The organism is Stenotrophomonas sp. 2619, assembly GCF_040548725.1.
In the GTDB taxonomy this organism is placed as follows: domain Bacteria; phylum Pseudomonadota; class Gammaproteobacteria; order Xanthomonadales; family Xanthomonadaceae; genus Stenotrophomonas; species Stenotrophomonas maltophilia_AP.
Genome location: NZ_JBEPSF010000002.1, coordinates 164,590 through 189,828 on the forward strand (window position 1 = coordinate 164,590; position 25,239 = coordinate 189,828).

The 25,239-nt window shown below is 69.5% G+C and carries 22 protein-coding genes; 11 read left to right on the top strand and 11 right to left on the bottom strand.

Annotation, left to right across the window (positions count from 1 at the left end; genetic code table 11):
• Positions 1-187: 187 nt before the first annotated feature.
• Positions 188-391, bottom strand: coding sequence for a YdcH family protein (locus ABIA71_RS03385; RefSeq protein ID WP_354283136.1), 204 nt, complete (start codon positions 389-391; stop codon positions 188-190).
• A 96-nt stretch (positions 392-487) separates the two neighbouring features.
• On the opposite strand from ABIA71_RS03385, the gene ttcA reads away from it, so the two are divergent.
• The 3 genes from ttcA to ABIA71_RS03400 all read left to right on the top strand — a co-directional run bounded on the left by ttcA (position 488) and on the right by ABIA71_RS03400 (position 3,491).
• Positions 488-1,402 (top strand): tRNA 2-thiocytidine(32) synthetase TtcA, encoded by a 915-nt coding sequence (gene ttcA, locus ABIA71_RS03390; protein ID WP_354283138.1) that lies wholly within the window; start codon positions 488-490, stop codon positions 1,400-1,402.
• A gap of 46 nt (positions 1,403-1,448) precedes the next feature.
• Positions 1,449-2,354, top strand: coding sequence for a recombination-associated protein RdgC (locus tag ABIA71_RS03395; RefSeq protein WP_128097633.1), 906 nt, complete (start codon positions 1,449-1,451; stop codon positions 2,352-2,354).
• Positions 2,355-2,702: 348 nt separating this feature from the next.
• The gene (locus ABIA71_RS03400; RefSeq protein WP_354283140.1) at positions 2,703-3,491 is read left to right on the top strand and encodes a M48 family metallopeptidase; all 789 of its coding nucleotides are present in this window, start codon (positions 2,703-2,705) and stop codon (positions 3,489-3,491) included.
• 170 nt (positions 3,492-3,661) lie between these two features.
• On the opposite strand, the gene ABIA71_RS03405 is transcribed toward ABIA71_RS03400, so the two are convergent.
• Positions 3,662-4,534 carry a methylglyoxal synthase gene (locus tag ABIA71_RS03405; protein ID WP_354283142.1) on the bottom strand — a complete coding sequence of 291 codons (873 nt, stop codon included), beginning with the start codon at positions 4,532-4,534 and terminating at the stop codon, positions 3,662-3,664.
• Between the two features lie 188 nt (positions 4,535-4,722).
• On the opposite strand from ABIA71_RS03405, the gene ABIA71_RS03410 reads away from it, so the two are divergent.
• Positions 4,723-5,013, top strand: coding sequence for a hypothetical protein (locus ABIA71_RS03410; RefSeq protein ID WP_354283144.1), 291 nt, complete (start codon positions 4,723-4,725; stop codon positions 5,011-5,013).
• A gap of 62 nt (positions 5,014-5,075) precedes the next feature.
• Here ABIA71_RS03410 and ABIA71_RS03415 read toward each other — a convergent pair whose 3' ends face one another.
• The 3 genes from ABIA71_RS03415 to ABIA71_RS03425 form a co-directional block, all read right to left on the bottom strand.
• Positions 5,076-6,521 carry a glutamate synthase small subunit GltD family protein gene (locus ABIA71_RS03415; protein ID WP_354283146.1) on the bottom strand — a complete coding sequence of 482 codons (1,446 nt, stop codon included), beginning with the start codon at positions 6,519-6,521 and terminating at the stop codon, positions 5,076-5,078.
• Between the two features lie 116 nt (positions 6,522-6,637).
• A complete protein-coding gene (gene gltB / locus ABIA71_RS03420) occupies positions 6,638-11,092 on the bottom strand; it encodes a glutamate synthase large subunit (protein WP_354283148.1) in 4,455 nt (1,484 codons plus the stop codon).
• 177 nt (positions 11,093-11,269) lie between these two features.
• The gene (locus ABIA71_RS03425; RefSeq protein ID WP_354283150.1) at positions 11,270-11,671 is read right to left on the bottom strand and encodes an I78 family peptidase inhibitor; all 402 of its coding nucleotides are present in this window, start codon (positions 11,669-11,671) and stop codon (positions 11,270-11,272) included.
• A 135-nt stretch (positions 11,672-11,806) separates the two neighbouring features.
• On the opposite strand from ABIA71_RS03425, the gene ABIA71_RS03430 reads away from it, so the two are divergent.
• Complete coding sequence (locus tag ABIA71_RS03430; protein WP_128097638.1) at positions 11,807-12,871, top strand: DNA topoisomerase IB; 1,065 nt, start codon at positions 11,807-11,809, stop codon at positions 12,869-12,871.
• Between the two features lie 9 nt (positions 12,872-12,880).
• On the opposite strand, the gene ABIA71_RS03435 is transcribed toward ABIA71_RS03430, so the two are convergent.
• On the bottom strand, positions 12,881-13,222 hold the full coding sequence (locus tag ABIA71_RS03435; RefSeq protein ID WP_354283152.1) for a hypothetical protein: 342 nt from the start codon (positions 13,220-13,222) through the stop codon (positions 12,881-12,883).
• Between the two features lie 158 nt (positions 13,223-13,380).
• Between ABIA71_RS03435 and ABIA71_RS03440 the strand changes: the two genes are divergently transcribed.
• Both ABIA71_RS03440 and ABIA71_RS03445 read left to right on the top strand, forming a co-directional pair.
• On the top strand, positions 13,381-14,490 hold the full coding sequence (locus ABIA71_RS03440; protein WP_354283154.1) for an SDR family oxidoreductase: 1,110 nt from the start codon (positions 13,381-13,383) through the stop codon (positions 14,488-14,490).
• Positions 14,491-14,586: 96 nt separating this feature from the next.
• A complete protein-coding gene (locus ABIA71_RS03445; protein ID WP_354283156.1) occupies positions 14,587-14,991 on the top strand; it encodes a hypothetical protein in 405 nt (134 codons plus the stop codon).
• Here the strand turns inward: ABIA71_RS03445 and ABIA71_RS03450 are convergent.
• Positions 14,916-16,094: a serine hydrolase domain-containing protein gene (locus ABIA71_RS03450; protein ID WP_354283158.1), complete on the bottom strand. Its 1,179-nt coding sequence runs from the start codon at positions 16,092-16,094 to the stop codon at positions 14,916-14,918. The two genes, ABIA71_RS03445 and ABIA71_RS03450, sit on opposite strands and share 76 nt — an antisense overlap.
• A gap of 201 nt (positions 16,095-16,295) precedes the next feature.
• Here ABIA71_RS03450 and ABIA71_RS03455 point away from each other — a divergent pair, with 201 nt between their 5' ends.
• Positions 16,296-16,682, top strand: coding sequence for a BlaI/MecI/CopY family transcriptional regulator (locus ABIA71_RS03455; protein ID WP_038691382.1), 387 nt, complete (start codon positions 16,296-16,298; stop codon positions 16,680-16,682).
• Between the two features lie 3 nt (positions 16,683-16,685).
• Positions 16,686-18,476 carry a M56 family metallopeptidase gene (locus tag ABIA71_RS03460; RefSeq protein WP_354283160.1) on the top strand — a complete coding sequence of 597 codons (1,791 nt, stop codon included), beginning with the start codon at positions 16,686-16,688 and terminating at the stop codon, positions 18,474-18,476.
• 58 nt (positions 18,477-18,534) lie between these two features.
• Here ABIA71_RS03460 and ABIA71_RS03465 read toward each other — a convergent pair whose 3' ends face one another.
• The 4 genes from ABIA71_RS03465 to ABIA71_RS03480 form a co-directional block, all read right to left on the bottom strand.
• A complete protein-coding gene (locus tag ABIA71_RS03465) occupies positions 18,535-18,855 on the bottom strand; it encodes an I78 family peptidase inhibitor (protein WP_354283162.1) in 321 nt (106 codons plus the stop codon).
• A gap of 79 nt (positions 18,856-18,934) precedes the next feature.
• Positions 18,935-20,026, bottom strand: coding sequence for a ribonuclease H-like domain-containing protein (locus ABIA71_RS03470; protein WP_354283164.1), 1,092 nt, complete (start codon positions 20,024-20,026; stop codon positions 18,935-18,937).
• The gene (locus tag ABIA71_RS03475; protein WP_354283166.1) at positions 20,023-22,500 is read right to left on the bottom strand and encodes a DEAD/DEAH box helicase; all 2,478 of its coding nucleotides are present in this window, start codon (positions 22,498-22,500) and stop codon (positions 20,023-20,025) included. Before ABIA71_RS03475 ends, ABIA71_RS03470 begins: the two co-directional genes overlap by 4 nt.
• A 93-nt stretch (positions 22,501-22,593) precedes the next feature.
• Positions 22,594-23,823 carry a hypothetical protein gene (locus ABIA71_RS03480; RefSeq protein WP_354283168.1) on the bottom strand — a complete coding sequence of 410 codons (1,230 nt, stop codon included), beginning with the start codon at positions 23,821-23,823 and terminating at the stop codon, positions 22,594-22,596.
• A 170-nt stretch (positions 23,824-23,993) separates the two neighbouring features.
• On the opposite strand from ABIA71_RS03480, the gene ABIA71_RS03485 reads away from it, so the two are divergent.
• Entirely contained in the window at positions 23,994-24,524 is a 531-nt protein-coding gene (locus tag ABIA71_RS03485) for a hypothetical protein (RefSeq protein ID WP_354283170.1), read from the top strand.
• Positions 24,525-24,562: 38 nt separating this feature from the next.
• Positions 24,563-25,228: a hypothetical protein gene (locus tag ABIA71_RS03490; RefSeq protein ID WP_354283172.1), complete on the top strand. Its 666-nt coding sequence runs from the start codon at positions 24,563-24,565 to the stop codon at positions 25,226-25,228.
• Positions 25,229-25,239 lie beyond the last annotated feature (11 nt).

The window sequence follows — 25,239 nt, forward strand, 5'->3', positions numbered from 1 at the left end:
GCCAGCAATGCGTAGGTACCGACCGTTGGTCGGTACCCGCGCGCAAGCGCGGCACAAGCGGTAGGGAACAGGGCAACACGGCGTGCACCGGTTGACCGACGTTGACCACCGTCCGAAGCCGCATGCCAAGGTTCATGCCGCCGAAACCCACGGCAGCCGATCAACCGCAGCCGACCAACGGTCGGCTCTACGCGGGTTCGTCGGGGATCAACATGTCGGCCAGCCTGGCGATGCAGTCTTTCAACTGCAGCTTGCGCCGCTTCAGGCGCTTGGCGTCCAGTTCGTCTTCGCCGTTGGCGGCCATGCGCTGGATCTGTTCGTCCAGCTCGCGGTGTTCCTGCCGGAGTTCGGCAAGACGGGTGCTGATCTGCTCGGGTGTGAGGGTATCCACAGCTGTCGAGCATACACACCTGCGATGACGCCCGGGAGTGAACGCAGTCACGTCGGGGTCCCTGTGAGGGTGCCCCCCAGCCGGTAGAATGACGCCATGAATTCCGCCGTCATCTGCCTGCCCGATCCCGTCCCGCGCGCCCGCGATGCGCGCGCGGCCGACGCCGCGCAGGACAAGCTGGCGCGGCGCCTGCGCCGCCAGGTGGGCCAGGCCATTGCCGACTTCGGCATGATCGAGGACGGCGACAAGGTGATGGTGTGCCTGTCCGGCGGCAAGGACAGTTACACCCTGCTGGACGTGCTGCTGCAGCTGCAGAAGAAGGCGCCGGTGCGCTTCGAGCTGGTGGCCGTGAACCTGGACCAGAAGCAGCCGGGCTTCCCCGCGCACGTGCTGCCGCAGTACCTGGCATCGATCGGCGTGGCGTACCAGATCATCGAGCAGGACACCTATTCGGTGGTCAGCCGGGTCATTCCGGAAGGGCGCACGATGTGTTCGCTGTGCTCGCGGCTGCGGCGCGGCGCGCTGTACCGCCACGCGGCGGAACACGGCTTCAGCAAGATCGCCCTGGGCCACCATCGCGACGACAGCGTGGCCACCTTCTTCCTCAACCTGTTCCACCACGCCAAGCTGTCGGCGATGCCGCCCAAGCTGCGCAGCGACGACGGCCAGCACGTGGTGATCCGCCCGCTGGCCTACGTGGCCGAGGACGACATCCGCGCGTATGCGCAGGCCCGCGCGTTCCCGATCATTCCGTGCAATCTGTGTGGCAGCCAGGACAACCTGCAACGCCGCCAGGTGGGCCAGATGCTGCAGCAGTGGGAGCAGCAGCACCCCGGCCGCATCGACCAGATCGCCCGCGCGCTGGGCACCGTCGAGCCGTCGCAGCTGGCCGACCCGGCGCTGTTTGATTTCATGGCGCTGGCCCGCCGCCCGGCCAGCGCCGTGCCGTCCCCGCCGTCGGCCTGGGCCGACGCCACCCCCGACATCGGCGGCGCGCCCGGGCCGGCCTGAGCCGCCCGACGCCCCGCCTTCCCTTCACGACCTACTTCGGACTTCCATGTTCTTTCGCAACCTGACGCTGTTCCGCTTCCCGACCGCCACCGATTTTTCCGAAGTAGACACCCTGCTGCCGCAGGTGCTGCTCAAGCCGGTGGGTCCGCTTGAAATGAATTCGCGTGGCTTCATCTCGCCGTTCGGCCGCGAGGAAAAGGCCGTGTTCTCGCACCGCATCGGCGATGCGCTGTGGCTCACCGTGGGCGGCGAGGACAAGATCCTGCCGGGCGCGGTGGTCAACGACCTGCTGGCGCGCAAGCTCGAGGAGATCGAGGAGAAGGAAGGGCGCAAGCCCGGCGGCCGCGAGCGCAAGCGCCTCAAGGACGACCTGCTGCACGAACTGATGCCGCGCGCCTTCGTGAAGAGCTCGCGCACCGATGCGCTGATCGACCTGACCCACGGCTACGTGGCGGTGGACAGTTCCAGCCGCAAGACCGGCGAGAACGTGATGTCCGACATCCGTGGCCTGCTCGGCAGCTTCCCGGCGATGCCGCTCAACGCCGAAGTGGCGCCGCGCTCGATTCTCACCGGCTGGATTGCCGGCGAGGAACTCCCCACCGGGCTGAGCCTGGGCGAAGAATGCGAGATGAAGGACCCGGCCGAGGGCGGTGCGGTGGTCAAGTGCCAGCACCAGGAGCTGCGCTGCGACGAGATCGACAAGCACCTGGATGCCGGCAAGCAGGTGACCAAGCTGGCGCTGGTGTTCGAGGACAACCTGTCCTTCGTGCTGGGCGACGACCTGATCGTGCGCAAGCTGAAGTTCCTGGACGGCGCGCTGGACCAGCTTGAACACGCCGACGATGACGGCCGCCGCGCCGAACTGGACGCCCGTTTCGCCCTGCAGAGCGGCGAAGTACGGCGCCTGTTCCTGCTGCTGGAAGAGGCCTTCAAGCTCAGCAAGGCTGACTGAGCCAGCGGCGCCCGGGCGTAGAGCGGGGCTCTGCCCCGCTGCTGCGCGCACGTGGCATCGCACCGGGAAGGCAGCGGGGCAGAGCCCCGCTCTACGTGCACGTGGCATCGCACCGGGAAGGCTGCGGGGCAGAGCCCCGCTCTACGTGTACGTTGCCCCGCCCGGAAGGCAGCGGGGCAGAGCCCCGCTCTACGTGCACGTTGCCCGACCGGGTAGGCAGCGGGGCAGAGCCCCGCTCTACGTGTACGTTGCCCGACCGGGAAGGCAGCGGGGCAGAGCCCCGCTCTGCGCGTTGGCCTGAACAGCGCGCAGTCATGCGCCGGTCACTGCCGGCGCTATGCTGTACCCATGTCCGGATTCCTCCGCCGCCTTATTTCGCCGGCTGCCCCCACCCTGCAGCGCGACACGGTTCGACTGCGGCTGGAAGATGCCGAGATCGACGTGCTGCGCGTGCGCGATCCGCGTGCGCGGCGGATCAAGCTCAGTGTCGACGAGCGGGGCGTGCGCCTGACGCTGCCGCCGCGGGCCAGCCTGGTGATGGGCGAACGCTTCCTGGAGCTACACCGCGACTGGTTGTCCACGCAGCTGCGCAGCTACCAGGCGCAGAACCTGCCGCCACCGCTGGTGATCGGCGAGCCGGGCGTGCTGCCGTTGCGCGGTGCGCTGTTGCCGTTGCGCTGGGAGAGCGGCCGCTTCGCGCACATGCGCGTGGACGGCGAGGGCGCCTGCCTGCACTGGCCGGCGCGCGGTACCGATGCCACGCTGCGCCGCACCCTGCGCGAATTCTACGAAGCACAGACGCGCGCCGATGTGGGCCAGTGGCTGCCGCGCTACCTGCCCGGCCTGCCGCGTGCACCGGCGCGGCTGCGCCTGAAGGTGATGTCCTCGCAATGGGGCTCGCTGGCGCCCGACGGCAGCATGGCGCTGGACCTGGCGCTGGTGCTGGGCCGGTCGTCGGCCTTCGAGTACGTGCTGGTGCACGAGCTCTGCCATTTGATCCAGGCCAACCATTCGCCGGCCTTCTGGGCCGAGGTGGAGCAGCGTTTCCCGGCGTGGCGGCAGGAGCGCGATTACTTCCAGGCCGAAGGACGGCGGTTGAAGGCGACGCTGCGGCAACTGCTGGGCCCCACCCCGTAGAGCCGACCGTGGGTCGGCTGCACATGACATCCAAGCCCGCGACGTTGCCGGCCAGCGGCCGGCACTACCGGTATCTTTCGTGCTGACCAACGCTCGGCACCTGCCGGTGTCTGGCGTATCGACCGACCATCGGTTCACCGATGTCCGGCGTACCGACCAACGGTCGGTACCTACCGGGTGGCGCGGGCGGTGGCGGCCTGCGCCCAGCGGGCGGCCACGCGGGGGGCGGTGATGCACACGGCCTGGTCGGTCACGGTGGTGACGGCGCGTTCCAGCAGCTGGATGTCGGCCTCGTGCTGGCGGGCCACGTGCGGGTCTTCGAAGAAGATCGCGCGCTGGCAGTCGCCTTCCAGCACGCGGTCGGCGATCTGTGCGTCACCGCCCATCGGGCCGCTCTGGTAGCGCTGCACCCACGCCTGGTCCTGCGGCCAGCCGCGGCTCCAGGCCAGCTCGTTGAGGCGCTGGCCGGTGGTGCCGGTGCCCACGCGGTGGGCGAAGCGTGAAAGCAGGTCGAAGTGCTCGTCGGCAAAGGCCAGGATCGCCGGCTTCATGGCGTCGTGCGCAATCAGGGCCAGGGTCTGCCGTTCGAACGCATGCAGGTCGTCGGCGCCCGGATCGGCGGCCAGCCCGGCGTGCACGCGCTCCACTTCCACCCAGTCGCGCGCGGTGGCCACGGTGGAGATGAACGGCTTGCCGTGGATCACGCACTGGCGCTTGAGCGCGGTGGCCTCGGGGAAGATCGACGAGGGGTCGACCGGGTCCATCAGGTAGATCGCCCCGTCCAGGGTGCGCTCGGGCGAGCCCATCCCGACCACTTCGGCCACCAGCTTCATCAGGCCGCCTTCGCGCCCGTTGGGATAGCGCTTGAGCGGGGCGAAATCGGGCAGGAAGCCCAGCCGCTGGATCGCATCGAAGGTGCGCCCGACCGCATGCAGCTCCACGCCCAGCTCGCGCAGGCCGCCGTCGCAGGCGCGCAGCCAGCGGAACAGGGCGGCGTGCTTGTCGTGGTGGTGCAGGCGGTTGGCGGCCAGGCCGATGCGCATGGGGATCATCCGGTAGGGAGGGGGCCGGCGCGGGGAGCGCGGGCGGCAATCGGCATTCTATGTCGCTTCCCGTGCTGCGGAACTGCGAACCCGGGCATGCGTCTTCACGCATTTTCGTATTAGTTGCATAGCCCGGCAGCGGGCCATAACCGACAGTGGGGGTCGTCAGTCAATCAGGAAAACCCGCCATGGCTCTCTCCCCGGTTCCCAAGGACATGTCGGTCCAGTCCCTTGCTGCCGATCGCAGTGCCCGTATCCGCGCGCTGGGCCGGCTGCTGCGGCATGCCGCCAGCGGCGACGCCGACGTGCTGCTGGCCGGGCTGGCGCGCATGCTCGACGCACACATCGACAACGATCACGCCGATGACGTCAGCAATGGCCGCATCCGCGACCAGCTGGACGAGATTGAACTGTTGCTGGCCCTGGAGATCGAGCGGGCCGGGGTGCGCGCGGCTGCGCCGTTGTCCAACGCGGCGTAGGGACAGCCGGGCAGAGCCCGACAGCCGGGCAGAGCCCGGCTCTACGCGCGCAGCGTGCGGCGTTACACCGCCAGCAGCTGCGCGATGCTGGCCGCCGCATCGCGGCCTTCGGCCACGGCGGTGACCACCAGGTCGGCACCGCGCACGGCGTCACCGCCGGCGAACAGGCGCGGGTGCGCGGTTTGGAACGGCAGGCGGTCCTTGCCGCCTGCGATGATGCGGCCGTTGTGGCCGGCTTCCACGCCGCGCTCGATCAGCCACGCCGGGGTGCTGGGCGAGAAGCCGAAGGCGATGATCACCACGTCTGCTTCCAGCAGCGATTCGCTGCCTTCGATCGGCACCGCGTTGCGGCGGCCCTGGGCGTCGGGTTCGTCCAGGCGGGTCTCCACTACCATCACCCCGATCACCTCGTCGTCCGCGCCGGCTTCAATGGACAGCGGCTGGCGGTTGAACAGGAAGCGCACGCCTTCCTCGCGCGCGTTGGCCACTTCGCGTGCCGAGCCGGGCATGTTGGCTTCGTCGCGGCGGTAGGCGCAGGTCACCTTGGCCGCGCCCAGGCGCACCGCGCTGCGCACGCAGTCCATGCCGGTGTCGCCACCGCCCAGCACCACCACGCGCTTGCCCTCCAGGTCGGGCAGGGCGATCTGGTCTTCCCAGCCGGCAATGGGCCGGCCATGCGCGTCGCTGCCGCCGACGATGCGGCTGTTCTGCACCAGGAACGGCAGCGCCGGCAGCACGCCCTTCAGGTCCTGGCCGAGCAGGCCGCCGTCGGTGTAGCGGTAAGCACCGGTACCCACGAACACCGCGTCGTACTCGGCCAGCAGCTGGTCCACGCTGACGTCGCGGCCGATCTCCACGCCCAGCCGGAACTGCACGCCCATGCCTTCGAGCACGTTGCGGCGGCGGCTGATCACCGCCTTGTCGAGCTTGAAGCTGGGGATGCCGAACTGCAGCAGCCCGCCGATCTGTTCGTAGCGGTCGTACACCACCGCCTGGATGCCGGCATGCGCCAGCTTGTCGGCACAGGCCAGCCCGGCCGGGCCGGCACCGATCACCGCCACGCGCTTGCCGGTGGGTTCCACGGCGGTCATGTCCGGGCGCCAGCCGGTGGCCAGCGCGGTGTCCACGATGTACTTCTCGACCGCGCCGATGGTGACCGCGCCGAACTCTTCGAGCGTGCAGCTGCCCTCGCACAGGCGGTCCTGCGGACATACCCGGCCGCACACTTCCGGCAGCGGGTTGGTGGAGTGGCAGAGCGTGGCTGCTTCGTGGATGCGGTTTTCCTGCACCAGCTGCAGCCACTGCGGGATGGCATTGTGCACCGGGCACTTCCAGCTGCAGTACGGGTTGCCGCAGTCCAGGCAGCGGCCGGCCTGGAACTGGGCGTCTTCCTTGCCGAACTTGCCGTACAGCTCGCCCCAGTCGCCGGACGTGCGCAGTTCGACGGGAATGCGCTGCGGCATGGTCCGGGGCAGGTCGAGGAACTGGAAGGCTTGCTTGCGGCTCATGGCTTGCTCTGTGGTGAGGTTGCCGGCCAGCGGCCGGCACTACGATTTCGGGGGTTGCCGGGTAGAGCCCGGTGGTGCGATTTCGGGGTTGCCGGGCAGAGCCCGGCACTACGTGCTTAGGCGGCGCGGCGCAGCGAGTCGGTGAGCGATTCGATGCTGGCGGCCTTGGGTTTGACCAGCCAGAACTTGCCCACGTAATCGCGGAACTCGTCGAGGATCTGCTGCGCCCAGATACTGCCGGTCAGTTCGCGGTGGCGGCTGATCAGCGTGTGCAGGTGCTGGCGATGGTTCTCGAAGCCTTCGGCGGAAATGCGGTGGATGTCGATCAGCTCGTGGTTGTAGCGGTCCACGAAGTCACGGTCGATATCCAGCACGTAGGCCAGGCCACCGGTGAAGCCGGCACCGAAGTTCAGGCCCACCTTGCCCAGCACCAGCACGATGCCGTCGGTCATGTACTCGCAGCAGTGGTCACCGGCCCCTTCGATCACCGCCAGCGCGCCGGAGTTGCGCACGCCGAAGCGCTCGCCGGCCCGCCCGGCCGCGAACAGCTCGCCGCCGGTGGCGCCGTACAGGCAGGTGTTGCCGATGATCGCGGTGTTGCGTGCCTCGAAGCGCGCGCCACGCGGCGGGCGCACCACCAGCCGGCCACCGGCCATGCCCTTGCCGACGTAGTCGTTGGCTTCGCCTTCAACCTCCAGCTGCAGGCCGCCCACGTTGAACGCCCCGAAGCTCTGCCCGGCGGTGCCGCGGAAACGCAGGGTCAACGGCGCATCGCTCATGCCCTGGTTACCGTGCACGCGGGCGATCGCACCGGACAGGCGGGTGCCGATCGAGCGGTCGGTGTTGTGGATCAGGAAGCGGTGTTCGCCGCCGAGCTTGCCGGCAATGGCCGGGGCCAGCAGGCCGTCCATCTGCGTGGCCAGGCTGTCCGGCGATTCGTACAGGCGCTGCGCGGCGCAGTGGCTGCCTTCGTACGTGGCCGGGTTGAGCAGGCGCGACAGGTCGACCTTGACCCCGGGGCGCGGGGAAACCTCCAGCTGTTGCAGCAGGTCGGTGCGGCCCACGATCTCGTCCAGCGAGCGCACGCCCAGGTAGGACAGCCAGCCACGCACTTCCTCGGCCAGCAGGCGGAAGAAGTTCTCCACGCGCTCGGGCAGGCCGGTGAAGTACTGCGCGCGCAGGCGCTCGTCCTGGGTGGCCACGCCGGTGGCGCAGTTGTTGAGGTGGCAGATGCGCAGGTACTTGCAGCCCAGCACGATCATCGGCGCGGTGCCGAAGCCGAAGCTGTCCGCGCCCAGCAGCGCGGCCTTGATCACGTCCAGGCCGGTCTTCAGGCCACCATCGGTCTGCAGCAGGGTGCGCCCGCGCAGGTCGTTGGCCACCAGTGCCTGGTGCGACTCGGCCACGCCCAGTTCCCACGGCACGCCGGCATAGCGGATCGAACTGACCGGGCTGGCACCGGTGCCGCCGTCGTGGCCGGACACGGTGATCAGGTCGGCGCCGGCCTTGACCACGCCAGCGGCAATGGTGCCCACGCCCGCATGACTGACCAGCTTCACCGACACCAGCGCGTCCGGGTTGACCTGCTTGAGGTCGTAGATCAGCTGGGCCAGGTCTTCGATGGAGTAGATGTCGTGGTGGGGCGGCGGTGAGATCAGGCCGATGCCCGGCTTGGCATAGCGCAGCCGCGCGATCAGTTCGTTGACCTTGTGGCCGGGCAGCTGGCCGCCTTCACCGGGCTTGGCGCCCTGGGCGACCTTGATCTGCAGCACTTCGGCGTTGACCAGGTACTCGGCGGTGACGCCGAAGCGGCCCGAGGCCACCTGCTTGATCTTGCTGCGCTTCTCGGTCCCGTAGCGCACCGGGTCTTCGCCACCTTCGCCGGAGTTGCTGCGCCCACCGAGCCGGTTCATGGCAATGGCCAGCGCTTCATGTGCTTCGGGCGACAACGCGCCCAGGCTGATCGCGGCGGTATCGAAGCGGCGGAACAGGTCTTCGGCCGGGGCCACCTGGTCCAGCGGCGTGGGCGTGGGCGCGGCCTTGAGCTGCAGCAGGTCACGCAGCGCCGACACCGGGCGGCCGTGCACGGCCTCGCAGTAGCGCTGCCAGTCGGCGGCATCGCCACTGCGCGCGGCGCGCTGCAGGGTCATGACCACGTCCGGGTTGTACATGTGGTACTCGCCGCCGTGCACGTACTTGAGCACGCCGCCCACGTCCGGGCGCAGCAGGTCGTTCCATGCCCGCACGGTGAGTTCGCGGGCTTCGTCGTCCAGGCGCGCAAAGCCGACGCCGGCCACGCGCGAGGCGGTGTCCGGGAAGCACAGGCCAACCACCTCGTCGTCCAGGCCGACGATCTCGAACAGCTGCGCGCCGCGGTAACTGGCCACGGTGCAGATGCCCATCTTGGAGATGATCTTGGACAGGCCCTTGTAGATGCCCTTGCGGTAACGGCGGCCGATCTGCGACTGCTCGCCGCCCTTGCTCAACTGCAGGATGCCGCGCCGGCCCAGGTCGAACAGGGTCTGGTAGGCCAGGTACGGGTACACCGCGGTGGCACCGAAGCCGAGCAGGCAGGCCATGTGGTGCGCGTCGCGTGCGGTGCCGGTTTCCAGGATCAGGTTGACGTCGCAGCGCAGCCCGGCATTGGACAGGTGGTGGTGCACCGCGCTGGTGGCCAGCAGCGCATGCACCATCGGCCGGTCGGCGACCGGGTAACGGTCGCTCAGCAGCAGCATCACGATGCCCTCGCGGGCGGCCGCCTCGGCCTCGGCGCAGATGCGCTCGATGCCCGCCTTCAGGCCTTCGTCCAGGCTGTAGGACAGGTCGATCAGGCGGTTCTTCTCGACGTACTGCTCCATCTTGATCAGCTGGCGCAGCTTGCGCTGGCTGAGCACCGGCGAATTGAGGATGACGTGGTTCACCGTCTCCGCACCGGCATGGAAGATGTTGGTCTCCTTGCCGAGCTGGGTGGTCAGCGACATGACGCAGTCTTCGCGCAGCGGGTCGATCGGCGGGTTGGTGACCTGCGCGAACGCCTGGCGGAAATAGTCGTACAGCGGGCGGCTGTGCTGGCTGAGCACGGCCATGGGCGTGTCGTCGCCCATCGAGCCGGTGGCTTCCTGCTCGGTCTCGGCCAGCGGCCGCAGGATCTGCTCGACCTCTTCGGTGCTCAGCTGGAACAGCTTGTGGTAACTGCGCAGGGTGCGCTCGTCGAACGGTTCCTCGACCAGCGACGGATCGATCAGCTCGGTCTGCAGGTAGGTCACGCCCTGCTGCAGCCACTGCTTGTACGGCGCGCGGCCACGGTTGATGCGGTCGATGGCATCGGAGTCGAGCAGGTCACCGCGCTTGAGGTCGATGGCCATCATCTCGCCCGGGCCCAGCTTGCCCTTGCGCACCACGCGCTCGGCCGGCACTTCCCACACGCCCGCTTCGGAAGCCACCAGGAAATGGCGGTCGGAGGTGAGCAACCAGCGCGCCGGGCGCAGCCCGTTACGGTCCAGCGTACAGGCCGCATAGCGACCGTCGCAGGCCACGATGCCGGCCGGGCCGTCCCACGGCTCGCTGTTGAGTCCGTAGAACTCGTAGAACGCAGCCAGGTCGGGGTCCTTGAACTCCAGCGACTGGGTGGCCGGCGGCACCAGGATGCGCAGCGCCTGGATCAGCTCCATGCCGGCGCTGACCATCAGCTCGAGCATGTTGTCCAGGCTCTGCGAATCCGAGCCGTGCATGGAGATCACCGGGTCGAACTGGCCGATGTCGAAGCGCGGCGTCTTCCACACCTTGCTGCGCGCCTGCGCCCAGCGGCGGTTGCCTTCGATGGTGTTGATCTCGCCGTTGTGGGCGAGCATCCGGAACGGGTGTGCCAGCGGCCAGCGCGGCAGGGTGTTGGTGGAGAAGCGCTGGTGGAACACGATGGCGCTGGAGGCCAGGTCGTTGCGCTGCAGGTCCACGTAAAAGCGGCTCAGCTTGTCCGGCAGCACCATGCCCTTGTAGCTGATCGCGTTCGGGCTGAGCGTGGTGACGTAGTAGTCGGCGTGCTCGCGCAGCTGCTGTTCGCTGCGGCGGCGGGCCAGGAACAGGGCCAGGGTGAAGGTGGCCTCGTCCTGCTCGGCACCGGCATCAACGAACACCTGTTCGATGCGCGGCAGGGTGTCGCGCGCCAGTTGCCCGCACACGCTGGGATCGGTGGGCACCAGGCGCCAGCCGACCGGTCGACAGCCGGCATCGCGCAGCTGCTGTTCCAGGGTGTCGCGGCAGGTCTGCGCGGCCGCGTCGTCGTGCGGCAGGAACACCACGCCGGCGGCGAACCGCGCCCCGAGGCTGAGCCCGGCTTCGGCGGCAAGCGCCTTGAGGAACACGTCGGGGCGGCGCAGCAGCAGGCCGCAGCCGTCGCCGGTGATGCCATCGGCGGCCACGCCACCGCGGTGGGTCATGCGCGAAAGCGCTGCAATGGCGGTGTCCACCAGCAGTCGGGACGGCTGGTCGTCGAGCTGGGCAACCATGCCGAAACCACAGGCATCGCGCTCATCTTGCGGGTCGTAAAGCCCTTGGCGGTTGCGGGGGGCCATCTCTGCCTCAATGTCGGGTGAGCGGCGACACTCGTCCCCGCTCAATCCGTCGAGCGCATCTGGAGGCACCGGATGACTCGACTAGATCACAGTTGCTGCAACGCCGCAATACACGGTTGCAGGCGCAACCAAACCCCTTCAAAAACCGCCTGGAACCGGGGTTCCAGGCGTCCCTGTTCAGCCGCAGCGCAGGCCGCTGATCGCGCCCTTTTCGTCCACTTCGATGTTCAGTCGTTCACCGACGAACTCCATGGTGGTCATGTCGTTGGGCTTGAGCACCCGCAGCTGCTTGGCGCTGGCGTCCTGCTGGGCCTGGCTGCCGATTTTGTCGCTGTAGGCCTGGCCGACCAGGCTCTGCACCTGGGTGGCATCGCAGTTGCCGACCGGCGGCGCTTCCAGCGCCTTGCCCGCTTCATCGGTCGGGGCCGCGGCGGCTTCGGCGGCCTTCTGGGCATGGGTGCCCACGGCTTCCTGCTCGTCCATGGGCGGCGCCTGGCAGGCGGCCAGTACGAGCAGGGCGGGAATGACGGCCACAAGGCCAATGGAACGCCGCAGGCGGCGGAACGACAAGGACGGCATCGAAACTCCAGACATCGAACCAGGAAACCTTGGAGGATATCGCCAAGCGGGGCGTGAGGTGTTCGTGTTGTGTTATTGACGCGCCCTCGCACCCGCACCGGGTATCACTGCAGGCCCTTACCGCCGCGTCCTCCGATGAGCCCCACCCGTCGCGTCACCCCCGAAGTCGCCGCCGCCCGCGAGGCCGGCCTGCGTTACGTCAGCGATGAGATGCCGGGCCTGCAGCGGCGGCGCGCCGGCAAGGGCTTCAGCTACCGCGACGCCGATGGCGCGGCGGTGCGCGACGCCGCCACCTTGGCCCGGATCCGCGCGCTGGCCATTCCGCCGGCCTACACCGATGTGTGGATCTGCGCGCTGCCCAATGGCCACCTGCAGGCCACCGGGCGCGACGCGCGCGGGCGCAAGCAGTACCGCTACCACGCCGACTGGGCGCGGGTGCGCGGGGACGGCAAGTTCGACCGCATCATCGCCTTCGGTACCGCACTGCCGGTGCTGCGCCGCCGCCTGCGGCGCGACCTCAAGCTGACCGGCTTCCCGCGCGACAAGGTGCTGGCCATCGTGGTCGCGCTGCTGGCGCAGACGCTGGTGCGGGTGGGCAATGAGGTATACGCCCGCGACAACCGCTCTTACGGGTTGACCACGCTGCGCAACCGGCACCTGGCGCTGGTCAAGGGCGGGCGTGCGCAGATGCGCTTCCGCGGCAAGTCCGGACAGGCCCATGAGGTGGACGTGGATGATCGCCGCCTGGTGACGCTGATCCGCGGCTGCCAGCAGCTGCCCGGGCAGGCGCTGTTCCAGTACCGCGATGACGAGGGTGCGGTGCAGCCGGTGGATTCGGGCATGGTCAACGACTACCTGCACGACGCCATGGGCGAGGATTTCAGTGCCAAGGACTTCCGGACCTGGGGCGGCACGCTGGAAGCCATCCGCCAGTTGGCCATCACCGAGTTGCCCGAACCGTCCAGCGAACGTGCGCTGGCGGCGTTGCAGAAGCAGGTGGTGTGCGAGGTGGCGACCCTGCTGGGCAATACGCCATCGGTGTGCAGGAAGTCCTACATCGATCCGTGCGTGTTCGATGGCTGGCGCGCCGGCTCGCTGAAGGCGCTGGCCGGCCTGCGCGGCGAGCGGCAATGGGAGCAGGCGACATTGAAGGTGCTCAAGGCCGCACGGCGCACGGTCAAGCGCGCGCGGGCGGCCTGAGCGGGTCCATCAGCCGCAGTAGAGCGCGGTGATGTTGTTGGTGCGGCCGGTTTCGATGGTCAACCGCTCGCCGCCGGTTTCCGCGCCCGGGGTCGGGTTGGCGGCGCCGCTGGCGGTGGCGCCGCTCTCGGCGCGCTGCCCACGCACCACGTTCACCTGCAGGCTGTCGCTGTCCACGCGGGCGCGCTCGATGGTGGCTGCCGATGCGGCCAGGCCGACCGCACCGCGCACCTTGTCCACGTGGCACTGCCCGGAGATCACGCCGTCGATGGGTTGCACCTGCGCCACCGGGGTGCTGCTGCAGGCGGAAAGAGTGGCCAGGGCGGCCGCGGCGAAAAGGGTGCGGTACATGGGGTGACTCCAGCAGGTTTTCCGGCCTGCAGCGTGACCCGGCACGCGTATGCGGCGGATGAAGCCTGCACGGTTTGCCCACATTGCACTCACTTTGCGTGGCCGCGCGGTTGGCCACACTGCCTGTGCACTTGAACGCTTTCGCAAAGGAGCCGCAGATGGCCACCCGCAAGACACGCACCCCCGCCACTTCCGCCGCCGCCGACAAGGCCGCCAAACCCCAGGCCGAGCGCACCCCGGTGGTAAAGACCGCCACCCGCAAGGCGGCCGCGAAAGACCCGCGCGCTGCCCGCGTGGCCGCGCGCCAGCGCCGCCTGCAGGACCAGGAGAAGGCCAAGGATGCACGCGTGGCCAAGCAGGCCGCCAAGAAGCAGGTGGCCAAAAAGGCGACCAAAAAGGCCACCCAGGCCGGCGTGCGCAAGCAGCCCGAACGGATGCCGGCGCAGCAGATCGCCAAGCCGGGCAATGAGCATGAACTGGCGCTGGCGCCGCGCTTCCTTGCCCCCGATTACAAAGGCAGCGGCAAGCTGGCCGGCAAGCGCGCGATCATCACCGGGGCCGATTCGGGCATCGGCCGCGCGGTGGCGGTGCTGTTTGCCCGCGAAGGCGCCGACGTCGCGGTGTTGCACCTGGACGAAGCGGCCGATGCCAAGGTCACCCGCCAGCATGTGGAGGCCGAGGGCGGCCGCTGCGTGGTGATCGCCGGCGACGTGCGCGATCCGGCGTTCTGCACCAAGGCGGCCAAGCAGGTGGCCAAGGCCTTCGGCGGCATCGACATCCTGGTCAACAATGCGGCCTTCCAGCTGCACTGTGAGCGCCTGGAAGACCTGGAGGACGCGCACCTGCAGGAAACCCTGCAGACCAACATCGGCGGTTACATCCAGATGGCCCGCGCGGTGCTGCCGCACCTGCAGGAAGGCGACTGCATCATCAACACCGGGTCGGAGACGGGCCTGTTCGGCAGCAAGGCCCTGATCGACTACTCGGCCACCAAGGGCGCCATCCATGCCTTCACCAAGGCGCTGGCCAGCCAGTTGCTGCCGCGCGGGATCCGGGTCAATGCCGTGGCGCCGGGCCCGGTCTGGACGCCGCTCAACCCGGCCGACAAACAGGCCGCCGACGTGGCCGAGTTTGGCAAGGACAGCGACATGGGCCGCCCGGCGCAGCCGGAGGAATTGTCCCCGGCGTATGTGTTCCTTGCCTCACCGGTGACCGCCAGCTATATCAGTGGGGTGATCCTGCCGGTGATGGGCGGGCCGCGCGGCTGAGTCCGGCGCGGTCGCGCTGCAAGGCTGGCGCGAGCGAGCGTCGCCGCGTCAGCCGCCGGTGGGCGGATGGACCTGACATGGACAAGGAAGGCAACGATGGGTATCGCAACCGGGGTGGGACTGCTGCTGGCGGGCGTGGCGGTCGCGCCGCTGACCTCGATCACCACCGAGGACGGCGTGCCTGCCACGCACTACGTCTCGCGCCATCAACTGCACTGCGGTGACAGTCGCTTTGACATCACCGTGGACGCGGGCCAGGCCGCGCCGGTGACCGCGTTCACGGTCAACGACGTGGCGCTGCCGCCGGCGCAGGTACAGCAGATCAACGCTCGGATCGGTGCGCGCTCGGGCTTCCTGGGCCTGCGCAGTTCCTGCACCCGGCAGCACCAGGCGCTGACGCTGCAGTTCACCTCGCCGACGCAGACCTACGGGGTGGCCGTGCGCTTCGTCGATGGCCGGCTGGCATCGGTGGTCGGCACGCCGGTCCGCGCCGCGCCCTGAGGGCTGGGCGGGTGGCCGTAGAACGCGGCGATCGGCGCGATGAACTCCTGCGGGTTGGCGCCGACCAGATTGGTCAGCACGACCACTGCCAGCCGGCGTTCGGGATACACGATGAACGCCGCGCGTGCGCCGCCCATCCCACCGACCTGCAGGTCGGGCGTGGTGCCCATGATCGGCCAGCCGGCCGACCAGGCACCGGGATCACCGTTGTTCAGGCGTTCCGGCGTCCACATGCGGCGCACGCCCGCGGTCGTGAGCAGCTGCCCCTGCGACAGCGCGATGATCCAGCGGCCCACCTCGTCAGCGGTGGTAAGCATGCCGGCGCCGGCCCACAGACCCGGTGAGAGGTCGTAGAACCAGTGCGACAGCCGTTGCGGTGCATCGGCAGCGTCGGTCTTGCGGGGGAACCTGCTGTAGATGGTGGCCGCGTCGGGCACCAGGTCATAACTGTCGCCGAAGGTGGTGCGTGGCATGCCGACCACGTCGAACTGATGCCGGGCCATGTACTGCGGGTACGGCATGCCGGCCTGCCTGGCGATGATCCGCGCCAGCAGCACGTAGTTGGTCTGGTTGTACCGGTGACGCTCGCCCGGCGCTGCCTCCACCGGCAAGGCGGTCACCTGCGTCCACGCCGCCTGTTCGGTGCTGCCGCCCAGCAGCCCCTGCGCATCGAGGATGTCCGGCAGCCCGGAGCTGTGGTCGAGCAGCTGGCGTACCTGCACCTTGCCCCACGCCGGCGGCAGGTCGTCGAGGTAGCGCGACACCGGTGCCTGCAGATCCACGCGCCCGGCCTGGGCCAGCTGTGCCATTGCCACCCCGGTAAACGACTTGGTGGCCGAGTTCAGCGGGAACCGCGTGTCGCGCGTGGCGGCCACGCCGTTCTCGACGTTGGCCAGGCCATAGGCTTCGGACAACACCAGCTGGCCGTCCTTGACCACCGCGATCTGCAGGCCCGGAATATGCCTGGCCTGCATCGTGTCCTGCACGAACCGCCGGGCCTGCGCGTTGGCGGGCTCCCAGGCGGTGGAGGGGGTGGCGAAACCCGCCAAGGGCACAACGAGCGCGGCCACCAGGACGGTGGTGCGGAGGGCACTGAAACGCATGCAGCTTTCCTTGGGCGGGTGCACCGGTCGCCGCGCGTCGGTGGAGCGGGGACAGTCCGGGCTCGCAGGCTTGGATGCGGCGGCGGACGAAAAGGTTTAACCGGCACGCACGCGACCGTTCGTCGGCACGCGCCATCCGGCACTTGACGACAGTTGTAGTCACTGGCACGGTGGCGACACGTGTAGTCATCGGAGTGTGTCATGCGCGGCAAAACCATCGGGGACCAGGAACTGGCCCTGTTGCAGTACGTAGCAGAACAGGGCGGCGCCACCGTAGGCGAGGTAGCGGCGGGATTTGGCGAAGAACGCGGGCTGGCCCGCTCGACCGTGCTGACCATGATGGAGCGCCTGCGTGGCAAGGCCTATCTGCAGCGCAAGCAGGTGCAGGGCGTGTACCGCTATGCGGCCACCAGCGGCCAGGACAGCGTGGTGCAGGGCGCGGTGGCCAGCTTCGTGGAAAAGACCCTGCAGGGCTCGGTGTCGCCGTTCGTGGCCTTCATGTCGCACAAGGCCGAGGTCAGCGACCAGGAACTGGCCGAGCTGGAGGCGCTGGTCGCGCAGTTGCAGTCACGCAAGCGGGAGGGCTGAGCCATGGACATGCTGATGATGGAACTGCTGGTGCGGCTGGGCTGGACCAGCGTGCAGAGCGCGGTGCTGGTGGGCCTGGTGTGGGGCGTGTGCCGGCTGCTGCCGGGCCTGCCGCCGTCCACGCGGGTGCGTTTGTGGTGGCTGGTGGCCCTGCAGGCGGTACTGGGCCTGGTCTGGAGCAGTCCGCTGGAGCTGGCGGTGCTGCCCGCGCCCGCGGCGCAGACCACGCAGGTGATCGCGCTGCCTGCCATGGACGCGGCCGTTGCGCTGGTGCCTGCGGCCGTCGAAACGGGTGTGATGGCGGCGCCGGCATCGGTGCTGTGGTCGTGGCCGGCCATGCTGCTGGCGATGTGGGCGGCGGGTGTGTTGGTGATGCTGCTGCACAGCCTGCGTGGCTATCGCCACAGCCGCGCGCTGGTACGCGATGCAGTGGAGTGCACCGATGCCTCGCTGCAGGATGCATTGCAGCTGGCGGCCGAAGCACACGGCCTGCGCCGCGCGCCCGCCTTGAAGATCTCCGCGCAGATCCGCTCGCCGCAGCTGATCGGACCCTGGGCCCCGGTGCTGCTGCTGCCCGCGCGCGAACTGCCGGCGATGGCCGCCGATGACCTGGACATGGCGTTGACCCATGAGCTGGTGCATCTGCAGCGTCGCGATCTGTGGTGGGGTCTGCTGCCGGCGTTGGCGCAGCACCTGTTCTTCTTCCATCCGCTGGTGCACCTGGCCGCCCGCGAATATGCGCTGGCCCGCGAAGAGGCCTGCGATGGTGCGGTGGTGGCCGGGCATGGCCACTGCCGACACGACTACGGCCGGTTGCTGGTCCAGCTGGGTGTGGCCCCGCGCCCGGCGGTGGGTGTGGCCAGTGCGTCGCCGAACTTCCGCAGCCTCAAGCGTCGGCTGCTGAGCCTGCAGCAGACCCGTCGTTTCCCGCGCATGGCGGCCGTGGCGATCACCGCGCTGTTCGTGCTGGTCGGTGTGGCGCCGCTGCGGCTGGTGGCGGCGGTTGCGCCACCCCCGCCGCCGCCACCGGCTGCACCCCGCGCCCCGGCTACGCCGCCGCCCGCGCCCTCCGCGCCGGTGCCGGCCCCGGAGCCGATGGCGGCCCCCGCGCCGCCGGAACCGCCGATGGCGCCGCAGGCACCGCGCGCCCCGGCCTCACCGCAGGCGCTGGACGATGGCATGCCGCTGGTGACCCACGGCCAGCTCACGCTGTCCCAGCAACCGGCGCAGGCCTTCGTGCTGATGGGCGACGGCGACAACTTCGTCAACGCCTCGTTGGCCGACCTCAAGCAGGCGCGGCGCGATGCCCGCGATGACGAACCGGTGCTGTGGGTACGTCGCGGGCAGGCCCGCTACCTGATCCGCGATCCGGCCGTGCTGCGGCAACTGGGACGCAGCCAGAGCGACGTGGCCGCGCTGGGCGACGCCCAGGCGGACCTGGGCGATCGCCAATCGGAAATCGGCGAGCAGATGGCCAAGCTGAGCATGCAGGTCACCGCGGACGTCATGGCGCATCTGGATGTCGACGCGGTGACCGAGGCGGCCACGCAGCACGCCAACATGGACGCGGCCGCCGAGGCCAACCAGGCGGCACGACAGGCGCGCAAGGCTGCCGCCAAAGCGGTGGATGCGCAGCAGATCGCGCGCGTTGCCCGCGAACAGGCTGAACTTGGGCGCGAGCAGGCGCGCCTGGCGCAGCAGCAGAGCCTGGCCTCGGCCCGCGCCGCACGTGACGTGCGCGCGGCGATCGACCAGGCATTGTCCAGCGGCAAGGCCGAGCGCCTGCGCGACTGACCGCGCTGGAACGGCGGCCTGCGCAGCCACGCAGGCCGCCGCCTTCATCGGCGCGCGATCACCCGCAGTTGGCGCGCACGATTTTGTTCTGTGCGTCCACTTCAATGCTGACGCGGTCTTCGCGGTAGTCCATGGTCATGGCCATGCCGGGCTTGAGCACGCGCGCATGGCGGGCGCCGCTGTCCTTGACGGCCTTGGCGAGCACCGCCTCGCTGGCGGTCTGGCCCACCAGGCCGTTCAACTTCTGCGCATCGCAGCGGGCGGCACTGTCGGCACCGGCGGCCATGGGTTCGGAGGTCGGGGCGTTGGTTTTCGGCGGCTGGCTGCAGGCGGCCAGCGGCAAGGCACAACCTAAGGCCACCATCAGGGTAAGGCGCATGCGGTACTCCTCCCAGGGTCAGTAGCGGCCAGTGTGGTGGGTGCGGGCTTCACGTCGCGTCAAAAGCCCACCGCCGCGTTCATTGACCCTGCAACGCCAGCGTTTCCCGCGCGCGCTGTTCCTCGGCCACCAGCCGCAGCATCAACAGCGACAGCGTCACCACGTCCTGGTGGTTGTGTTCGGCCACGCGGCGCAGGTTCACCGCGCTGCCCCCGCGCAGGTAGTTCAGCCATGCCGCCGGGGCTTCCGAACCCGGCAGGTCGTCTTCGCGCACGATCTGCAGCAGCTGCCGTTCGATGGTGGCCAGCCGGCAGTTTTCCCAGGTGCCGCGGTAGCGACGGCGGGTCGGGAACAGCAGGTCCACGTGGTCCAGCGGGGTGATCGGGCAGCGCTGCCGGGCCAGGCGGTAGCGGGTCTTGAGCAGCGGCGCGTCGTAGCAGCGGCCGTTGTAGCTGGAGAACACGGTGGTGGGCTGCAGCCAGCCGGCGAACGTGCGCAGCATGGCGGTTTCGGCGGCCATGGTGGTCATCAGCAGCTGGCGGATGCGCAGGCCGTCGCCCTGCTCGGGATGGGCGTGCCAGTCGGCCGCCCCGATCATGAAGGCGCGGGTACCGGTACCGCCGGCCAGGCCGGTGGTTTCAGTATCGAAGAACATCAGGTCCTGCGGCTGCACCTGTTCGCCTTCGCGCTTGGCAAACGCCAGCGACAGCGGTTGGGTGGGGATGGGCTGCGGCAGGAACGATTCGATCAGGAACAGACCGGGCGCGATCTCCACGCCGGGCACGTGGCGGTCCTGCGCGTTGGCGCGTGGCCCGGGCGCGGCGGCGCTGCCGCGACCGCGCAGGCCCAGCAGCCGGTGCAGGCTGCCCACGTCGGGTGTGCGCAGGGCCGGTGCGGGCGCTCCCGCTGCCGGTACAGGCGCCGCGTCACCGGTGGGCTTGTGGCGGATCTCCTGCTCGACCCAGGCGAATACCGAGGCCGGTGCGGGCTTGTGCGCACGGGCGTCGTTGGCGGCCGCGGGGAGGGCCGGCCCTCGGTCGGCAGCAGCCGGGGCCTCGCCCGCGCCCGCCACCGTTCCGGTGGGCGGTGCTGCGGGGTCGCGGGCCGGTGGCGGCGTGGCGTCACCGGCCTGCCGGCGCAGCAGGCGCAGCTTGTCCAGGCTCAGGCTCACTGCGGCACCACCTCGGCATACGCGGGGTCTGCCTTTGTGGCGGGCAGCGCCTGCGCATCGAACAGGTCCAGCACCTTCATCGCCAGCGCCCGGGGCGTGGTGGCATCGTCTTCCTGCCCGGCCAGCACCGGACCCACGCAGGCCGGGCAGCCGGCCTTGCAGTCGCAGCGCTGCACCAGTTCGCGCGCGCGCTGCAGCAGCTCGGCCTGGCGCAGCCACAGCGGTTCGCTCAGGCCCACGCCACCGGGGAAGTTGTCGTACAGGTACACGGTGGGCACGAACTGCTGCTGCAGTTCGATCGCGCTGGCGTCGAACTCGGCGCCACGCAGCTGGCCACGGCCGCTCTGGTCGGCCACCGCGAACCACGCGCCGTCGCCGTTGCCCACCGCCTTCTGCAGGTCGCGCGCGTCGGCCATCACCGCTACGGTGGCCACGATGTGCAGCGCATACGCCGCGCCCAGGAAGCCATCCAGCGCCTCCTGCTTGCTCTCGAACGCGGTCAGCAGCAACGCCTGCGGCAGCTGCCACCACACCGCGGTGGTGTGCAGTTCCTGGTCGGGCAGGTTGACCGGCCCGTAGCCGATGTTTTCGTGGGTGTAGTAGCGGATCTTCTTGTAGCCGGCCACGCGCCGCACCACGTGCACTTCACCGTGGTGGGCGTCGCCCTGCCCGGCCAGACAGCCGTCGAAACGGTCCAGCACCTTGAGCTTGGTGAAGTCGATGCTGTCGGTGTAGTAGTCCACGTGGGTGCGGGTGACGTAGGCCTTGCGGCCGTCCCAGTCCAGCCGCTCCACCTGGTACGGGGTGGACTGCACCATGTGGATGGCGCCTTCGTACAGGGTGAGCGCGGCGGCCGAGTAATCCACCTCGGCGATGATCTGCTGCTTGCCGTCGCTGCGGTCCACCACCACGAAGTTGCCGTCGGCCACCGAGCGCAGGCTCACCGCGTTGGCCGGGTAGCTGTCGGCGATCCACTCCCAGCGGTCGCCTTCGCGGTGGATCACCTCGGTTTCGGCCAGCGCCTCCAGGAACACCAGCGGGTCGATCGGCCCGAACGGGTCGCCGGCCAGGAACGGCAGTTCGAAGGCGGCGCAGCGGATGTGGTCGAACAGGATCAGCGGCTGGTCCGGGGCGATGCGCGCGTGTTCGGGCGAGGCATCGGCGAAGAAATCCGGATGCCGCACCACGTACTGGTCCAGCGGCTGCGAGCTGGCCACCATCACGCCCAGCGCAGGCTGCTGGCGGCGCCCGGCGCGGCCGAAGCGCTGCCAGGTGGCCGCCACGCTGCCGGGGTAGCCGTTGAGCACCACCACGTCCAGGCTGCCGATATCCACGCCCAGCTCCAGCGCCGAGGTGCTGACGATGCCGTCGATCAGGCCGGCACGCATGGCGCGTTCGGTTTCGCGGCGCTCGGTGGGCAGGTAGCCGCCGCGGTAGGCGCGGATGCGCGCAGGCTTGCGCGGGTCGTGATCGAAGATGTCCTTGAGGTACTTGGTGAGCACTTCGACCATCAGCCGGCTCTGCGCGAAGATCAGTGTCTTCAACCCGGACTTGATCGCGATGCGGGCGATGCGGTTGCTCTGCGAGCGCGCCGAGGCGCGCAGGCCCAGGTCGGCGTTGACCACCGGCGGGTTCCACAGCAGCACGTGCTTGGGCCCGCTGGGCGCGCCGGATTCGGTGATGGCCGTGACCGGCGCTTCGATCAGCGCCTGCGCATGCGCCTGCGGGTTGCCGATGGTGGCCGAGCACAGGATGAACTGCGGCTCCACCCCGTAGAACGCGCAGATGCGCTTGAGCCGGCGCAGCACGTTGGTGACATGGCTGCCGAACACGCCGCGGTAGGTGTGCACTTCATCGATGACCACATAACGCAGGTTCTCGAAGAACTGCGCCCACTTGGTGTGATGCGGCAGGATCGCCTGGTGCAGCATGTCCGGGTTGGAGACCACGATGTCGCCGTGCAGACGGATCGCCTGGCGCGCATCGCCGGGGGTGTCGCCGTCGAAAGTGAAGGCCTTCACCCCCAGGTCGCCGGCGCGGTTGAGTTCCAGCAGTTCGGCCACCTGGTCCTGGGCCAGCGCCTTGGTCGGGAACAGGTACAGCGCCTTGGCCTTGCCCTGCATGGCCGCACTCACCACCGGCAGGGTGTAGCACAGCGACTTGCCGCTGGCGGTGGGGGTGACGATGGCCACGTGCTCGCCGCGCTGGGTGGCGTCCCACGCGTCGGCCTGATGGCTGTACAGCTGCTCGATGCCGCGCGCCTTCAGGGCGGCGGTGAGCGCGGCCGGCACGTCGGCCGGGATCGGCGCGTAGCGCCCTTCGCGGCCGGGGAGGGTGAAGCTGCCGGTGATGCGGTCGGCGTAGCGCTGCTGCAGGCGCGCGGTGAGCAGCGCGCCGTTGCGCGAGGGCAGCCCGTCGGTGGTGGACAGGCGGCGCTCGGCATCTTCGGTGCGCTTGGCGAGTTCGTAGGCCATGAAAAGTAGAGCCGGGACGTATTGCGAGGGGTCACATGGCACCACAGACACGTCTCAGAGTGTGAGATCTGGCGGCCGCAGGCCGTGAACCGTTCAGTGCCCCGGGGCAGGGCGGCGCTCGAACGTGATACGACGTGCAGCATCACGACGGACAACCTGCCACGCCTTTCGCGCGACGTGGAGGCACTGCCACACCAGCGCTGCTGCGATCACGGGCCACCAGAGCGCGCCGGCCACGCTGGGCAGGTGCAGCCGTGCCAGGGAGGCGGCGATTCCTTCGATGCCAGGGAACGGAACCGCGCTCGTTGCCAGCACCCCGAGCAGCAACGCCAGCCAGGCCAGGGAGCCCACGATTCCGCTCGGCGGAAACGCGTGCCGGTCTTCGGCCAGGGACCAGTGCGGGCCTGCTGCCAGGACGGCCCCGTCGGTTTCGCGCACCTCCAGTGTGAGCTGGGGCCGACCGTCGAAACGCCCGGAGTGCGCCCACTCCGGCGGAACGACCACCTGACGGTCGGTGCCGATGAGCCATATGCCATCGCAGCGGGGGTGCAGGTGCAGCCGGTACAGCACCCCGGGGATCTGGATGACGCGCAGTGGTCCTGCTGGACCCCGACCGCGTGGGATGACCCGCAACGCGGCGATTCCTCCGGCGATGATGGCGGGGCTGTTGAGGGCCAGCCACCCCATCGTCGATCCGGTATCGGGCCCGAGAAAAAGCGACCACAGGGCCACCAGCGCGACCATCAGACCGCCCCAACGCAGCCCGCCACTGCGCCGCAGCGCGACTTCGGCCGTGCTTTCCAGGCGATCGCCGCTGGGTTGGCTGGCGGCCAGGGCACGTGCACGCGGAGGGCGCGGGGCCGTCGGTGCGGGTTCGAGCGCAGCCTCTTCGCGGGCGCGGTGTCGTTCGCAGCGCCCCTGTGCGCCGACGATGTGGAAGCCGTTCACGCGCACCACCCAGGCAACATCGCCCGCCATGACTACCTCGGCATGGTTGTCCGTGGCCAGATGGCGCCAGCCGTCGAAAGGAAGGATGGCCTCCACGCCCGCCAGCAGGATCCGATGCAGTGGCCAATCGCCGATGGCCGCGGCCGAGCCGGGATCGAGCGCCCCGGACAGGCGCCGCACCTGGTCGTCGTGCACGGCACCGGTGATGGCCCGGATCGGGGCGAACGCGGCGCGCTCCGCTTCACTGAGCTGGCGTAGCGGACCGCCACTGCGCAGTGCGTGCAGGGCCTCGCTGCGCACCGATCGCCAATGGAGGTAGCCGAGCACCAGCACGATCGGCACGGCGATCAGGATCAGGACGGCAAACGGCGACATCGGATCGACCCGGATGCAACGAGGGCGAGCAGTTTCAAGCGGTTACGGAGGCCGTGCAATGAAACTTGTTGCGGATCGCGGCGGACACCCGCTGAACGGCTGCACGGCCCCAACGAAATCTGAAGCCCGTATCCGTATCCTCGACCACTGGACGCAACAGGCAAGGGCGGATGGCGGTGGCATTACGTTCAACGCAGGGAGCACTTCTGGCCGGCATGCTGCTGGCGGGCATCGCGCAGGCGCAACAGGTAGCGCCGGTCACCGTTCCCGCAGCCCCACCGGAGCCGACAACGGCGCCTGCTGCGCCGCCGGGCGCGAATGACGCGCCCGTTGTCCCAGCTCCCGCGCAGGGCGACGTCACCACGCTGGGCGAAGTACGCGCCATCAAGCCCGATGAAGACGTGCCGCTGGACCTGTACCGGTTCAAGAGCCCGGTGCAGGCGGAAAGCAACCGTTTCAGCCGCGACTGGCGCGAACCGCCGAGCCCCGAGCAGGTGGGCATGAGCGGCGGCTACGTGATGATGGGAATTGTCTACGGCATCGTCAAAACCGCGCAGGGCATCAACAAGATCACCGGCGGGCCGGACCAGATCCAGTCGGCCATCGCCCGGCCGCCGCCGCAGCTGAGTGAGCAGCAGCAACGACGTGCGCTGCAATTCTGCGATCCGCAGCAGGGCTGCGTGGCGCCGCCGCAGAAGTGAAGGGCTATCCTGTCGCCCCCTCCCACACGCCCGCTGCCATGTCCCTGCGCTCCCTGTTCCTGCTTGCCGCCGTGCTTCCCGTCACTGCCCTGGCCGGCAGCGCCGACAACGGCAGCTGCCGCAACGGCGCCTTTCCGGCCGAGCAGAGCAACTTCGCGCTTGCCAGGGTGATCGGCGCACCGCGCCTGTACCTGCTCGGCGACGCGGACGGCTGCCCGGCCAACGGCGAACCGGCGTGCCGCCAGCGCAGCTACGTGGTGCAGGGCGATACGGTGATCACCGGGCGGGACCTGGGCCGCCATCGCTGCGCGTTCTTCCCCAACAACGGGGGCGGCAGCGCGGGCTGGGTGGCCAGCGCGCGCCTGCAGCCGCAGCCGTTGCCGGCGCCGACGCTGCAGTCATGGGCCGGGCACTGGCGCGATGGCGATGACCAGCTGGTCATCAACGTGCGTCGCGGCCAGTTGCACGTGGAGGGCGATGCCTACTGGCCGTCGGCCAATCCGACCCCGGAGGTGCGTCCGTATGGGCCGAACATGGGCCAGGTGGAGGCGCTGGCCGTGCCGACGGGCGACACGGTGGTGTTCCAGGACACCACCTGCACGCTGCGCGCCCAGCTGCTGGGCGACTACCTGATCGTGGCCGACAACAGCGAGTGTGGCGGCATGAACGTGCGCTTCAACGGGGTATACCGCCGCACCCGGTAGAGGTAACGCCG